Source organism: Scandinavium hiltneri (assembly GCF_024764835.1).
Taxonomy (GTDB): Bacteria; Pseudomonadota; Gammaproteobacteria; order Enterobacterales; family Enterobacteriaceae; genus Scandinavium; species Scandinavium hiltneri.
The window spans coordinates 95,441-109,966 of record NZ_JALIGE010000074.1; the positions used below are offsets into that span (position 1 = coordinate 95,441).

Annotated in this window: 10 protein-coding genes; 2 read left to right on the forward strand and 8 right to left on the reverse strand. The window is 55.0% G+C overall.

Features of this window, described 5'->3' with window-relative positions; genetic code table 11:
• Window positions 1-10: 10 nt before the first annotated feature.
• From MUU47_RS13455 to glpE, 3 genes are read right to left on the reverse strand one after another with little or no spacing between them, the layout of a single operon-like run.
• Entirely contained in the window at window positions 11-769 is a 759-nt protein-coding gene (locus MUU47_RS13455) for a DeoR/GlpR family transcriptional regulator (RefSeq protein WP_258988671.1), read from the reverse strand.
• A gap of 18 nt (window positions 770-787) precedes the next feature.
• On the reverse strand, window positions 788-1,618 hold the full coding sequence (gene glpG / locus MUU47_RS13460; RefSeq protein ID WP_258988672.1) for a rhomboid family intramembrane serine protease GlpG: 831 nt from the start codon (window positions 1,616-1,618) through the stop codon (window positions 788-790).
• A 44-nt stretch (window positions 1,619-1,662) separates the two neighbouring features.
• Window positions 1,663-1,989 (reverse strand): thiosulfate sulfurtransferase GlpE, encoded by a 327-nt coding sequence (glpE, locus tag MUU47_RS13465; RefSeq protein WP_159757563.1) that lies wholly within the window; start codon window positions 1,987-1,989, stop codon window positions 1,663-1,665.
• A 191-nt stretch (window positions 1,990-2,180) separates the two neighbouring features.
• Between glpE and glpD the strand changes: the two genes are divergently transcribed.
• Both glpD and MUU47_RS13475 read left to right on the forward strand, forming a co-directional pair.
• Complete coding sequence (glpD, locus tag MUU47_RS13470) at window positions 2,181-3,689, forward strand: glycerol-3-phosphate dehydrogenase (RefSeq protein WP_258988673.1); 1,509 nt, start codon at window positions 2,181-2,183, stop codon at window positions 3,687-3,689.
• A 201-nt stretch (window positions 3,690-3,890) separates the two neighbouring features.
• Window positions 3,891-4,886 (forward strand): hypothetical protein, encoded by a 996-nt coding sequence (locus MUU47_RS13475; protein WP_258988674.1) that lies wholly within the window; start codon window positions 3,891-3,893, stop codon window positions 4,884-4,886.
• A 45-nt stretch (window positions 4,887-4,931) separates the two neighbouring features.
• Here the strand turns inward: MUU47_RS13475 and glgP are convergent, their stop codons facing one another.
• Genes glgP through glgB form a run of 5 tightly spaced genes read right to left on the reverse strand, consistent with a single transcriptional unit; the run spans window position 4,932 to window position 14,319 of the window.
• Window positions 4,932-7,379, reverse strand: a complete 2,448-nt coding sequence (gene glgP / locus MUU47_RS13480) for a glycogen phosphorylase (protein WP_258988675.1) — start codon at window positions 7,377-7,379, stop codon at window positions 4,932-4,934.
• Window positions 7,380-7,396: 17 nt separating this feature from the next.
• Window positions 7,397-8,830, reverse strand: a complete 1,434-nt coding sequence (glgA, locus tag MUU47_RS13485; RefSeq protein WP_258988677.1) for a glycogen synthase GlgA — start codon at window positions 8,828-8,830, stop codon at window positions 7,397-7,399.
• A gap of 11 nt (window positions 8,831-8,841) precedes the next feature.
• Window positions 8,842-10,125, reverse strand: coding sequence for a glucose-1-phosphate adenylyltransferase (gene glgC / locus MUU47_RS13490; protein WP_258988678.1), 1,284 nt, complete (start codon window positions 10,123-10,125; stop codon window positions 8,842-8,844).
• A gap of 22 nt (window positions 10,126-10,147) precedes the next feature.
• On the reverse strand, window positions 10,148-12,136 hold the full coding sequence (glgX, locus tag MUU47_RS13495) for a glycogen debranching protein GlgX (RefSeq protein ID WP_258988679.1): 1,989 nt from the start codon (window positions 12,134-12,136) through the stop codon (window positions 10,148-10,150).
• On the reverse strand, window positions 12,133-14,319 hold the full coding sequence (glgB, locus tag MUU47_RS13500) for a 1,4-alpha-glucan branching enzyme (protein ID WP_258988680.1): 2,187 nt from the start codon (window positions 14,317-14,319) through the stop codon (window positions 12,133-12,135). The genes glgX and glgB overlap by 4 nt, the downstream gene beginning before the upstream one ends.
• Between the last annotated feature and the right edge of the window lie 207 nt (window positions 14,320-14,526).

Sequence of the window (14,526 nt, forward strand, 5' to 3'; positions counted from 1 at the left end):
ACCGCTAATATCAGCACAGCTCCAGCTGAATATTATTATCAACAATCACCTGCATCACACCCGCTGGCGGCATTACGTCGGTGTAGACCGCATCAACCAGACTGATGCTGCCCATATTTACCATCGCATTACGGCCAAACTTCGAGTGATCCACCACCAGCATCACATGACGCGAGTTCTCAATGATCGCGCGCTTGGTGCGCACTTCGTGATAATCAAACTCCAGCAGCGAACCGTCGCTGTCGATCCCGCTGATGCCGAGAATGCCGTAATCCAGGCGGAACTGGGAGATGAAATCGAGGGTCGCCTCGCCGATGATACCGCCGTCGCGGCTGCGTAATTCACCGCCGGCCAGGATCACGCGGAAATCCTCTTTCACCATCAACGTATTCGCGACGTTAAGGTTGTTGGTCACGATGCGCAGGTCTGAATGTTCCATCAGCGCATGAGCCACGGCTTCTGGCGTCGTGCCGATATCAATAAACAGCGCCGCACCGTTAGGGATTTGGCTCGCCACTTTGCGGGCAATACGCTCTTTTTCCGCCGCCTGCGTGGCGCGTCGGTCCTGCCATGACGTGTTCACCGCGCTGGACGGCAAGGCCGCCCCACCGTGGTGGCGCAGGATCATCTTCTGCTCCGCCAGGTCATTGAGATCGCGACGAATCGTCTGCGGGCTGACGGCAAACTGCTCGACTAACTCTTCCGTACTGACATAACCCTGTTTCTTTACCAGCTCGATAATCGCGTCATGACGTTGTGTTTGTTTCATGCAAGATCCCAGGAATTATTATGTTCGTTTTCGCACATTCTGCGTATCGGCAAACGCCATCGCCAGCCCTACTGCCAGGCCCGTTACGTGCGCGCCATTGGCAATCGACATACCGAAAAGATCCAACCAGCCCACGATCAGCCACAGAACCGAAAAGATAATCAGCCCGCGCTGAAGATAAATTCCGCTTTCCGGGTCGCGCTCACCGCGCAGCCAGGCATACCCCATCAGCGCATACACCACGCCAGATAAACCGCCGAACCAAGGGCCGCTGAATTTATGCTGAATGAAGCCGCTTAACAGGGCGCTGATTACCGTTATCACCAGCAGTTTTCCACTGCCGATGCGCTTTTCCACCATCCCGCCGAGATACCACCACCATAACAGGTTGAAGAGGATATGCATCACCGAGAAGTGCATAAACGCGTGGGTAAAATAGCGCCACAGCTCGAACTGCTGTGAGGGATCGTACGGCCACGCCAGCCACAACATGACCGCCTGGTCGCCCACCACATTCATCACAATAAACACCAGAATGCAGGCGCACATAATGAGCCAGGTCAACCACCCGGCATTGCTTTTCAGGGTGGCGATAAAAGGAAAGCGATTGTAGTGCAGCCCGCTGTTGGTATGCCCGGATTCCCAGCTTGCCGCCAGATAACGGGGGTCGGCCGGGTTTTCCAGAAAACGAGCCAGTTCGTTTTGCACCCGCGCAGCCTGGCTTTCGTCAGCCAGCCAGACGTCGGTTTGGGTGTGCTGTTGAACCGTCAGCACAATACCCTGGGTAGCCATGTAGTCCACAAACGCCTGGGCGACGCGCGGGTTAGTAAAGGAGGTAATCATCAACATACGGGGCGTCGCTTATTCCACACAAAAGAGGACAGTATACCCGCTCAGTTACCGTGTGCCACTTCAGCGGGAAAATGGCGATGCCAGGCGTCAAAGCCGCCGTCCACGCTGTAGACCTGGTCAAAACCCTGTTGCAGCAGATACTGCGCCGCACCTTTGCTGCTGTTGCCGTGATAGCACATCACCATCACCGACGTTTCGAAATCGTTATTCTGCATAAACGCGCCGAGCGTGTCGTTGGTCAGATGAAACGCGCCCGGGGTATGGCCCATCGCGTAGCTCTGCGGATCGCGAATATCCACCATCACCGCCAGTCCCTGATGCAGCTTCTGATGGGCTTCTTCTACGTTAATACATTCAAATTGATCCATGGTGCTCTCTTTCATTCATTCCGGGAGGAGAAGTTTACCGCCAAGTGTACTTTGTGACGGCAGGGAAACGCTAATTTGTTACATGCATCACTCTGAAATGTTTTTTTGATGTTACCAACTGCGCGTTTGTTTGCTAATATGAGCGATAACGAACATTAATGAACTTTAACGAAAGTGTACGAGGGCGCAGCATGGAAACCAAAGATCTGATTGTGATAGGCGGTGGCATCAACGGTGCCGGTATCGCGGCAGACGCCGCAGGGCGTGGTTTGTCCGTGCTGATGCTGGAAGCGCAGGATTTAGCCTGTGCCACCTCGAGCGCCAGCTCCAAATTGATTCATGGCGGGCTGCGCTACCTGGAACACTACGAATTCCGCCTGGTGAGCGAAGCACTGGCCGAACGTGAAGTGCTGCTGAAAATGGCCCCGCACATCGCCTTCCCAATGCGTTTTCGTTTACCGCACCGCCCGCACCTGCGTCCAGCGTGGATGATCCGCATCGGCCTGTTCATGTACGATAACCTCGGTAAACGCACCAGCCTGCCGAGCTCAACCGGATTGCGTTTTGGCGCAGAGTCGGTGTTGAAGCCGGAAATCGTGCGCGGTTTCGAATATTCCGACTGCTGGGTCGACGATGCGCGTCTGGTGCTCGCCAACGCCCAGATGGTGGTAAAGAAAGGCGGCGAAGTACTGACCCGCACCCGTGCCACGTCTGCGCGCCGTGAAAACGGTCTGTGGATTGTCGAAGCGGAAGATATCGATACCGGCGAGACGTTCAGCTGGCAGGCGCGTGGCCTGGTGAACGCCACCGGTCCGTGGGTGAAACAGTTCTTTGATGACGGAATGCATCTGCCGTCGCCGTACGGCATTCGCCTGATTAAAGGCAGCCACATCGTGGTGCCGCGCGTGCATACTCAGAAGCAGGCCTACATCCTGCAAAACGAAGATAAGCGCATCGTGTTTGTGATCCCGTGGATGGACGAGTTTTCCATCATCGGCACCACCGACGTGGAGTACAAAGGCGATCCTAAAAACGTTGAAATCGAAGAGAGCGAAATCAACTATCTGCTGAAAGTGCACAATGCGCACTTTAAGAAACAGCTCAGCCGGGACGATATTGCCTGGACCTATTCCGGCGTGCGCCCGCTTTGCGACGATGAGTCAGATTCTCCGCAGGCAATCACCCGCGATTACACGCTCGATATTCATGATGTGAATGGCCAGGCGCCGCTGCTGTCGGTGTTCGGCGGCAAACTGACGACCTATCGTAAGCTGGCAGAGCACGCGCTGGAAAAACTGACGCCGTACTACAAAGGCATCGGCCCGGCGTGGACCAAAGGCTCCATTCTGCCCGGCGGTGAGATTGGCGATGACCGGGACGATTACGCCGCGAAGCTGCGCCGTCGTTATCCGTTTATCAGTGAAGGGATGGCGCGTCATTTCGCGCGCACCTATGGCAGCAACAGCGAGTGGATCCTCGGCGAGGCAAAAGAGATTGCCGATTTAGGCGAGCACTTCGGGCATGAGTTTTACGAAGCTGAACTGCGCTATCTGGTGGAACACGAGTGGGTCCGCCGCCTGGACGACGCCATCTGGCGCCGCACCAAACAGGGCATGTGGCTCAATGCTGAAGAACAATCTCGCGTCGCACAGTGGTTGGTACAACACGCGGGAAAGCGTGAACTGTCGTTAGCATCGTAGCGATGTCTGCACATCTCCTGTCCTCAGGGGATGTGCTATCAATGAAATGCCTCACCCTGGCATTTTACGTAATAACGCCCTCTTGACTTGAATACCTCCGCCTTATTCACAACTTGATTCTTAAATAACTTATTAAGCTGTGAAGGAATAATATCTGTGGTACTCCGTGCAACTATTTGTTGCACAATCGAGGGTACAATAATGTTAGACATTGAAGCATATAGTGAGCGTGAAAAAGAATTATTACTCTTCGTTGTTAATCGCATAGCCAATAACTACAAGAACAAGCTTCTCATTAAGTCTGTATCACGAATGAACGAGAATGGCATTGCCTGGCAAAAAGAATTAACAGATCAACATAATGAAGCGCTTGCTAGATTTAAAATGATGTCACAACGCACTCAACGCATTAAAGATTCAGTAGGAACCCTGGCACACTCTCTTTATTCAAAAGCGAAAATAAATTACACAATCGCTTATGGAAAAACGATAACCTCCATAACGCCGGAGGAATCTGCGTTTTACAAAAACATGATGAGTATTACCTTATTTTGCACTCATATAACCAAAACCAGAAGTGTAGAAATGTCAAACAAGGAGAGGAAAGAAAACTCGCCAAAACTTCAACTAAAATCACTACATGTCATTAGAAAAACAGGTCTTCCAATAAATACAAACCCACAAGTAGAAAGTTCCAGAGAGCAGAACTCAACATGCTTTGGCAATGATGACTTTGTTTTTTTCTCGCTGGAATGTGGTACACAGACTCAGAAACCGAGTAGTCGATTTGGTCGCCGAGTTTTTCGTACTCCTGTCACCAATGATTGCAGATTCAAAAACACATTGATCATACTGAATGATCTTTTTAAAAATATAAACCGTCCAGAGGAAACCATCAAGAGATTAGCGCTCTCAGAATCAGCGATAACCCTCTCAGAACCTGCAATAAGAAGGATTCGAAGAAGATATATGCCTGTCGATGTTATCGCCGTGGGGAATATCAACAATTATATTACCTGCAGTGTAATCCTTGCAATCCGGACGCTCCCACCAGACGATCAACGCAAACTTTTAGCCATACGTAAAGACAATGAATTAAATTTACTGATAAATATTTTCTTTCGCCCACAAATCGCTTTTCCACAATTTTTTAATGCATGGGAAGGAGAATATGAATTTAAGGAGCTCAAGAATTAGAGAATAAATCTGCATAGTTGCCCCCCGTTTTCCGGGGGGTTTAGTCTACAGCCGTACCGGATCGATGTGCCAGATGTGTTCCGCGTACTCCTGAATCGTTCTGTCTGACGAGAAGTAGCCCATGTTGGCGATGTTGCGCATCGCTTTGTTGGTCCACTCTTCCGGTTTGCGATACAGCTCATCCACGCTGTCCTGACAGTCCACGTAGCTACGGTAATCCGCCAGTACCTGGTAGTGGTCACCAAAGTTAATCAGCGAATCCACCAGGTCACGGTAGCGCCCAGGCTCTTCAGGGCTGAACAAGCCGGTAGCGATTTGCGTCAGCACCTGATGCAACTCTTCGTCTTTGTCGTAGTAATCACGCGGCTTATAGCCTTTGGCGCGTAGCGCTTCGACTTCTTCGGCGGTATTGCCAAAGATGAAGATATTCTCTGCACCCACGTGCTCCAGCATTTCGACGTTGGCGCCGTCCAGCGTGCCGATGGTCAGTGCGCCGTTGAGAGCAAACTTCATGTTACTGGTCCCCGACGCCTCGGTTCCGGCCAGTGAAATCTGTTCAGAAAGATCTGCCGCCGGAATGATCACCTGCGCCAGGCTGACGCTGTAGTTCGGGATAAACACGATTTTCAGTTTGTCGCCAATCTGCGGATCGTTGTTAATCACCTTCGCCACATCGTTGATGAGATGAATGATGTGCTTCGCCATGTAATACGCCGATGCGGCCTTCCCGGCGAAGATATTCACGCGAGGCACCCACTCTGCGCTCGGATCGGCCTTGATACGGTTGTAGCGGGTTATCACATGCATCACGTTCATCAGTTGGCGCTTGTACTCGTGAATGCGCTTAATCTGTACGTCAAACAACGCCTTAGGATTGACGACCACGTTCAGCTGCTGAGCGATAACGTCCGCCAGTCGCTTTTTGTTCTCAAGCTTGGCGTGATGCACCGCCTGATTCACCAACGGATAATCCAAATGCTGTTCCAGTTCGCTGAGCTGGCTGAGATCGGTGCGCCAGGTACGCCCAATGTTTTCATCCAGCACTTCGGATAGCGGCGGGTTCGCCAGCGCCAGCCAGCGCCGCGGCGTGACGCCGTTGGTGACGTTGGTAAAGCGCATCGGGAAAATACTGGCGAAATCAGCAAACAGCGACTGCACCATCAGGTTGGAGTGCAGTTCCGACACGCCGTTGACCTTGTGGCTGATAACCACTGCCAGCCACGCCATGCGCACGCGGCGACCATCGGATTCGTCGATGATTGAAGTACGGCTCAGCAAGCCGGTGTCGTTCGGATACTGTTCCTGCAATGTTTTCAGGAAATAGTCGTTAATCTCGAAGATGATTTGCAGATGACGCGGCAGAATTTTGCCCAGCATATCCACAGGCCAGGTTTCCAGCGCTTCGCTCATCAGCGTGTGGTTGGTATAAGAGAAGACCTGGCAGGTCACCTCGAATGCTTCATCCCACGTGAATTTGTGTTCGTCGATAAGCAGGCGCATCAGCTCGGGGATCGACAGCACCGGGTGCGTATCGTTAAGGTGAATCGCAATTTTGCCCGCCAAATTGCTGTACGTTTTATGCAGCTGATAGTGACGGCTCAGAATGTCCTGCACCGTTGCCGAGACGAGGAAATACTCCTGTCGCAGACGCAGCTCGCGCCCGGAATAGGTGGAATCATCCGGGTACAAAACACGGGATACGTTCTCGGAATGGTTTTTATCTTCCACCGCCGCGAAGTAGTCGCCCTGGTTGAATTTACCGAGGTTAATTTCACTGCTGGCCTGCGCGTTCCATAGACGCAGCGTATTGGTGGCATCGGTGTCATAGCCTGGAATAATTTGATCGTACGCGACCGCCAGGATTTCTTCGGTTTCGACCCAGCGCGATTTTTTACCTTCCTGCTGAATACGGCCGCCGAAACGCACCGCATAACGGGTGTTGTGGCGCTTGAATTCCCACGGGTTGCCGTATTCCAGCCAGTAGTCCGGGGACTCTTTTTGCCGACCGTCGACAATGTTTTGTTTGAACATCCCGTAGTCGTAGCGAATACCGTAACCACGGCCAGGCAGGCCGAGCGTTGCCAGCGAATCGAGGAAACAGGCCGCCAGTCGGCCAAGACCGCCGTTACCGAGGCCGGGGTCATTCTCTTCGCCAATCAGCTCTTCGAGGTCAAGCCCCATCCCTTCCAGCGCGTTTTTGACATCGTCATAAATACCGAGCGATAACAACGCATTGGAAAGGGTGCGGCCAATCAAAAATTCCATCGACAGGTAGTAAACCTGCTTCACTTCCTGGGACAGCTGCGCGCGGTTGGAGCGCAGCCAGCGTTCGACGAGGCGGTCACGCACGGCAAACAGCGTCGCGTTCAGCCATTCGTGTTTATTGGCGATAGCCGGATCTTTCCCGACGGTAAACATCAGCTTGTAGGCAATCGAGTGTTTCAATGCCTCAACGCTGAGTGTGGGGGAAGCATAGGTAATCGGTGCATTCATAGCGATGGTTCCTGTGATTACATCAAGCGTTGATAAAGCTCGCGGTAAGACGTCGCCGCGACTTGCCAGCTAAAATCCATGCTCATCGCCTGACGCTGAACGTATCGCCAGAGCGAAGGGCGCGACCACAACACGAAAGCACGCCGGATAGCCCTTAGCAGCGACCAGGCATTACTGTCTTCAAAGACGAAACCACTGGCGATGCCGTCCGCCAGGTTTTCCAGGGAGCTGTCGGACACGGTGTCTGCCAGGCCCCCGGTGCGTCTGACCAACGGCAGCGTGCCGTATTTCAGGCCATAAAGCTGTGTTAGCCCGCAGGGCTCAAAGCGGCTCGGCACCAGAATCACATCCGCCCCACCCATGATGCGGTGCGAGAACGCTTCGTGATAACCAATCTGCACGCCCACCTGCCCCGGATGCTCAGCGGCAGCGGCGAGAAAACCTTCCTGCAACACCGGATCGCCCGCGCCCAGCAGCGCCAACTGGCCGCCCTGCTCGAGTAAACCCGGCAGCGCTTCCAGCACCAAATCCAGCCCTTTCTGACTGGTCAGGCGGCTGACCACCGCAAACAGCGGCACCTTGTCATTCACTTTTAGCCCCATCGCAATTTGCAGCTGGCGCTTGTTCTCTGCTTTTTCCTCAAGCTGATCACGGTTGTAACGCGCCGTCAGCAGCAAGTCGTTTTCCGGGCTCCATATTTTCGGGTCGACGCCGTTCAGAATGCCGGACAGCCGGCCTTCCTGATGACGCTGACGCAGCAGCCCTTCCATGCCGTAAGCAAACTGCGGCTCGGTAATTTCGCGTGCATAGGTCGGGCTCACCGCCGTGATGTGATCGGCGTAGAACAGCCCGGCCTTCAGGAACGAAATCTGGCCGTTAAACTCCAGTCCGTGCATGTTGTAGAACGACCACGGCAGGTCAATTTCATTCATATGATGCGCGTAGAACATCCCCTGGTAGGCCAGGTTGTGCACCGTAAAGATGGACTTTGCTGGATGGCCCCGCGCGGCCAGATAGGCCGGAACCAGCCCCGCATGCCAGTCGTGCGCATGGACAATTTCAGCCCGCCAGAACGGGTCCAGTCCGCAGGCCATTTCGCAGCCCACCCACCCGAGCAACGCAAAACGCAGCACGTTATCGGTGTACGCAAACTGATTGGTGTCGTGGTACGGACTCCCCGGACGCGCGTAAAGGTGCGGGGCATCAATCAGATAGACGCCCACGCCGTTATAGTGGCCGAACAACAGCGAAATCGGTCCGGCAAAGGTATCGCGACGGGCCACAACCTGGGCATCCGTCACGCCGCGAAGAAGATCCGGAAAGGCTGGCAGCAAAACGCGTGTATCCACGCCATCGGCTATTTGGGCCGCAGGTAACGCGCCAATCACATCCGCCAGACCGCCGGTTTTCAACAGCGGGAACATCTCTGAACATACATGTAAAACCTGCATTATCGCTCCTGTCAGCCCTGCAGTTTGCGCAGCATTTCACGCGTGACCAGCACAATACCTTCCTCGGAACGGTAGAAACGACGAGCGTCTTCTTCCGCATTCTCTCCAATGACCATACCTTCGGGTATCACGCAGGCACGATCGATAACGCAGCGGCGCAAGCGACACGAGCGCCCGACCCAGACATCCGGCAATAAGACTGCCGAATCAATATTACAAAACGAGTTGATCCGAACGCGTGGAAACAGCACCGACTGCACCACCACCGAACCGGAGATAATGCAGCCGCCCGACACCAGCGAGTTCAGCGTCATTCCGTGACTGCCGGAACGGTCCTGCACGAATTTCGCCGGCGGCAGAGATTCCATGTGAGTGCGAATCGGCCAGTTCTGGTCGTACATATCGAGTTCAGGCGTCACCGACGCGAGGTCGAGGTTGGCTTTCCAGTACGCTTCCAGGGTCCCTACATCGCGCCAGTACGGTTCGGCATCCGGGTCTGATTGCACGCATGACAACGGGAAAGGATGTGCATATGCCATGCCAGCTTTGACGATTTTCGGGATGATATCTTTGCCGAAGTCATGGCTGGAGTTGGCTTCTTTGTCGTCATCTTCCAGCAGCTCATAAAGGTAATCAGCATCAAAGATATAGATGCCCATGCTGGCGAGAGCTTTGGTGTCATCACCCGGCATGGTCGGCGGTTTAGCGGGTTTTTCAACGAAGTCGATAATCTTGTCTCCGTTATCCACCGCCATCACGCCAAACGCCGTTGCCTCAACAATGGGCACCGGAATACAGCCCACGGTGCAACGTGCGCCTTTTTCGACATGGTCGATGAGCATCCGCGAGTAGTCCTGCTTGTAGATATGGTCGCCCGCGAGGATGACGATGAATTCGGCTTTGTAGCGGCGAATGACGTCGAGGTTTTGGGTGACCGCATCTGCCGTACCGCGATACCAGTTTTCACCGCTGACGCGCTGTTGAGCAGGAAGCAGGTCGACAAACTCGTTCATTTCTTCGCTGAAAAACGACCAGCCGCGCTGAATATGCTGCACCAGCGTGTGCGACTGGTATTGGGTAATCACGCCGATGCGGCGAATACCGGAATTAATACAGTTAGAGAGGGCGAAGTCGATGATGCGGAACTTACCGCCGAAGTGCACCGCAGGTTTGGCGCGAGTCGTCGTCAGGTCTTTGAGTCGGGTTCCGCGCCCACCGGCGAGGATCAGCGCCACCGATTTGATCGGCAATTGACGCGCTAACATCAGAGGATCGTTATTTTCAAGTCTAACCATGATTAACTCCTTTTCTCGCTCGCTACACGTCCGAGCGGACCTTTTCGAATACGCACACTCCGTGCGCGGGCCCATGCCAGACAGCCAGGATGACCGGATTATCCTCTCCGGCGAATGGAGGAATGGCGCGCCACTCCCCTGTCGGTAATGCAATATCTGCAACGTCCTGCGACGCGTTGAGCGTAATCAGCCAGTTCTGCGAAAGCAGGATTTGCATCCGCGGAATACCGTGCTGCCACTCATCCGCACTCAGCGGCTGCGCGTCCTTGTTAAGCCAGCGAACGCTGCCATCGCCCTCCTGCCACCAACGATCGTCAGTCAGCGCCGGGATTTTCTGACGCAGGTGAATGAGTGCAGCAGTGAATTTCGTCATGCCAGCGTTAGCCTTTTCCCAGTCCAGCCAGGTTAAGGCGTTGTCCTGACAGTACGCGTTGTTGTTACCGTGCTGGCTATGACCGTGTTCATCCCCGGCCAGTATCATCGGTGTCCCTTGTGATAAGAGCAGTGAGGCCATCAGGGCATGGACGCTGGCGCGTCGCCGCTCAATTACATCGAGACTGCCGTCTAACCCTTCTATACCATGGTTAAAGCTATGGTTATTGTTGGTCCCGTCGCGGTTTTCTTCACCGTTTGCCTCATTGTGTTTCTGATTGAAACAGACGCAGTCGCGCAGGGTGAAACCATCATGCGCCGTCACCAGGTTGACCGAGGCGGACGGCAGACGACCATTACGCTGGAACACGTCGCTGGAGGCGGCAAAGCGGCTGGCGAACTCGCCAAGCGACAGGTTTTGCTGTAACCAAAAGCGCCGGGTCGCATCCCGGAAATGATCGTTCCATTCGGCAAACAGCGGAGGGAAGTTGCCCACCTGGTAACCACCGTCACCGATATCCCACGGCTCAGCAATCAGCTTCACCGCGCTCAAATGCGGATCGTTTTTGATCGCCTCAAACAGCGGCGCATCCTGTCGAAACTCGGGCGTTCTGCCCATCACCGAGGCGAGATCGAAACGGAAACCGTCGACGTGACACTCATCGACCCAAAAACGCAGGCACTGGCGCGCATATTCCACCGAGCCCGGCGTGCTGAGATTCAGCGTGTTTCCGCAGCCGGTCCAGTTGTGGTAATCGCCATCGTCCCTTATCCAATAATAGCTACGGTTGTCGATTCCGCGCAGGGAGAAGGTCGGGCCGTCGAGATCGATCTCCGCGCTGTGGTTCAGCACAATATCGAGAATCACTTCAATGCCCGCAGCGTGCAGCGCTTTAACCGCATCACGAAATTCGTTCAGTGCGTTCTTCGCCGACATCGCATAGCGCGGGTCAACGGCGAACATCGCCAACGGGTTGTAGCCCCAGTAATTCGACAGCCCCAGCCGTTGCAGACGCGGTTCGCTGGCGAAATGCGCCACCGGCAGCAGCTCCAGCGTGGTGATACCGAGTTTTTTGAAGTAGGCAATCATCAGCGGATGGGCGAGCGCGCCGTAGGTGCCCGCGAGATCTTTCGGAATACCGGGGTGTAAATACGTCAGCCCTTTAACGTGCGCTTCGTAGATAATAGTCTTGCCCCACGGCGTGCGCGGGAACACGTCGTGGCCCCAGTCGTAGTGCAAATCCACCACCACCGATCGCGGCGCAACTGCGGCGCTGTCTCTGCTGTCCGGGCTGTCGTGTCCGCCGTGTAACAGCGGATCGTCCGTGGCTTCACCGTCAACGCGATGCGCGCACGGATCCAGCAGCAGCTTCGCCGGGTTAAAACGGTGCCCCTGCAACGGCTCCCACGGCCCGTGAATGCGGAAACCGTAACGCAGCCCCGGATGCCCATCGGCCAGGTAACCGTGCCACACGTCGCCATCACGGCCCGGTAAATCCTCACGCCGCTCGTTTCCATCCTCGTCAAACACACAGAGCTCAACCCGCTGAGCATGCGCGGAGAAAAGCGTGAAGTTCACGCCGTTGCCGTCGTAACGTGCGCCAAGCGGCGCCGGTTTCCCCGCCGTGAGCTTAGTCATTCCCCCTCCCGCACCAGCCAGATAGTCGACAGCGGCGGCAGCGTCAGTGATAGCGAGTGCTGACGGTTATGGCTGGTAATCTCATCGCTATGAACGCCGCCCGCATTCCCTGCATTGCTGCCGTGATAGTGCATCGAATCGGTGTTCATCACTTCGCGCCAGCGCCCTGGCTGGTTGATGCCAAACCGGTATTCGTGGCGCGGAACCGGGGTGAAGTTGCTGGCGACGATGATTTCGTTGCCCTGCCGGTCACGGCGCACGAACACAAACACCGAGCGCTCGTGGTCGTCCACCACCAGCCATTCAAAGCCGTAGCTGTCGTAATCCCGTTCATGCATCGCCTTGTGATGGCGATAGGTCAGGTTGAGGTCGCGCACCAGCCGCTGCACGCCGTGATGCCAGTTGTCGCCGCCGCTCAGCAGATGCCAGTCGAGACTGGCGTCGTGATTCCATTCACGCCCCTGAGCAAACTCATTACCCATAAACAGCAGCTTTTTACCCGGGAAAGCGTACAGCCAGCCGTAGTAGGCGCGCAGGTTGGCAAACTTCTGCCACGCGTCGCCCGGCATGCGGTCGAGAATCGATTTTTTACCGTGGACCACTTCGTCGTGCGACAGCGGCAGCACGAAGTTTTCGGTGCCGTTGTACAACATGCCGAAGGTCAGTTTGTCGTGATGATGTTTGCGGTATACCGGGTCGAGCTTCATGTAGTCGAGGGTGTCGTGCATCCAGCCCAGGTTCCATTTGTACCAGAAACCCAGCCCGCCCATGTCCGGTGGACGTGAGACACCCGCAAAGTCGGTGGACTCTTCTGCCATGCTCACCGCGCCCGGCACCTGTTCCCCGAGAATGCGGTTGGTGCTGCGCAAGAATTCGATGGCTTCGAGGTTTTCGCGCCCGCCGTGTTCGTTCGGCACCCATTCGCCCGCTTTTCGGCTGTAGTCACGGTAAATCATCGAGGCGACGGCGTCGACGCGCAGAGCATCAATGCCGAAACGCTCAATCCAGTACAGCGCGTTGCCGACTAAGAAATTCTGCACTTCGCGACGGCCATAGTTATATATCAGGGTGTTCCAGTCCTGATGGTAGCCTTCGCGCGGATCGCTGTGCTCGTACAGCTCGGTGCCGTCAAATTTCGCCAGCGCAAAATCATCGGATGGGAAATGGCCCGGCACCCAGTCAAGAATGACGTTCAGCCCGGCGTTGTGCGCCGCGTTGATGAAGTAGCGGAAATCTTCCCGCGTGCCGAATCGACGCGTGGGCGCATACAACCCGGTGGGCTGATAACCCCAGCTGCCGTCGAACGGATGCTCGTTAATCGGTAACAGTTCCAGATGGGTGAAGCCCATCCATTTGGCGTACGGCACCAACTGGTCCGCCAGCTCGCGGTAGCTCAGCCAGAAGTTGTTGTCGGTGTGACGACGCCAGGAACCGAGATGCACTTCATAAATGGCAATCGGCGCATCAAAATTATTCGCATTCCGGCGGGATTCCGGCTGCTCGATTTTTTCTGGCAACCCACAAATCAACGACGCCGTTTCCGGGCGCATTTGCGCTTCGAAGGCGTACGGGTCGGCTTTGATCCGCAACTCGCCGTGGGCATCGATCATTTCGAATTTATACAGCTGACCGTTATGCGCCCCGGGAATGAACAGCTCCCAGATGCCCGACTCCGCCCGCAGGCGCATCGGATGGCGGCGACCGTCCCAGTAGTTGAACTGCCCGACCACCGACACGCGCCGTGCATTCGGTGCCCAGACGGAAAAACGCGTACCGGTTACGCCGTCCATCGTCGCGGCATGCGCCCCCAATGTTTCGTAGGGCCGCAAATGCGTGCCTTCCGACAGCAGCCAGGCATCCATCTCCTGCAGTAGCGGGCCGAAACTGTACGGGTCATCAATGAGATTTTGCTGCCCGTGCCAAAGCACAGCCAGTTGGTAGCGGAAGGTGTTTTTACGGCGCGGCATGACGCCGCAGAAGAAACCGCGCGAATCAAGGCAGTCGAGCTGCCCTATCTTGCGTCCGGTTTTCGGTTCGACAACCCACACCTCGGTGGCGTCAGGTAACAGGGCCCGGACTTCCAGTCCCGCATCGGTGCAATGCATGCCAAGCACGGAAAACGGATCCGCAAAATGGCCAGCAATAAGGGCATTAATCACGTCTTTCTCAATACGATCGGACATGCTATTCATCCTGTTATAGGTGCCGCTGTTTCCAGTACCTGTAGCGACTTTTTTTGACCTGAACAACGCAGCCCGTAAGCGTCCTCTTCTGCGCCATCCCACCCTCAGGGAAAAACCTCTCCCTTAAAGCATAGCCAAGGCTTTATCTGACTCCTGGTAAAAATGAAGGAAATACGTAATACGTATAAAGCGACAGGCACAAAAAAG

What these genes read in the sequence shown, in the direction of transcription:
- glgA (WP_258988677.1), bottom strand. Translation starts at nt 8,830, where the DNA reads ATGCAGGTTTTACATGTATGTTCAGAGATGTTCCCGCTGTTGAAAACC.
- glpE (WP_159757563.1), bottom strand. Translation starts at nt 1,989, where the DNA reads ATGGATCAATTTGAATGTATTAACGTAGAAGAAGCCCATCAGAAGCTG.
- glgC (WP_258988678.1), bottom strand. Translation starts at nt 10,125, where the DNA reads ATGGTTAGACTTGAAAATAACGATCCTCTGATGTTAGCGCGTCAATTG.
- glpG (WP_258988672.1), bottom strand. Translation starts at nt 1,618, where the DNA reads ATGTTGATGATTACCTCCTTTACTAACCCGCGCGTCGCCCAGGCGTTT.
- glpD (WP_258988673.1), top strand. Translation starts at nt 2,181, where the DNA reads ATGGAAACCAAAGATCTGATTGTGATAGGCGGTGGCATCAACGGTGCC.
- MUU47_RS13455 (WP_258988671.1), bottom strand. Translation starts at nt 769, where the DNA reads ATGAAACAAACACAACGTCATGACGCGATTATCGAGCTGGTAAAGAAA.
- glgB (WP_258988680.1), bottom strand. Translation starts at nt 14,319, where the DNA reads ATGTCCGATCGTATTGAGAAAGACGTGATTAATGCCCTTATTGCTGGC.
- glgP (WP_258988675.1), bottom strand. Translation starts at nt 7,379, where the DNA reads ATGAATGCACCGATTACCTATGCTTCCCCCACACTCAGCGTTGAGGCA.
- glgX (WP_258988679.1), bottom strand. Translation starts at nt 12,136, where the DNA reads ATGACTAAGCTCACGGCGGGGAAACCGGCGCCGCTTGGCGCACGTTAC.
- MUU47_RS13475 (WP_258988674.1), top strand. Translation starts at nt 3,891, where the DNA reads ATGTTAGACATTGAAGCATATAGTGAGCGTGAAAAAGAATTATTACTC.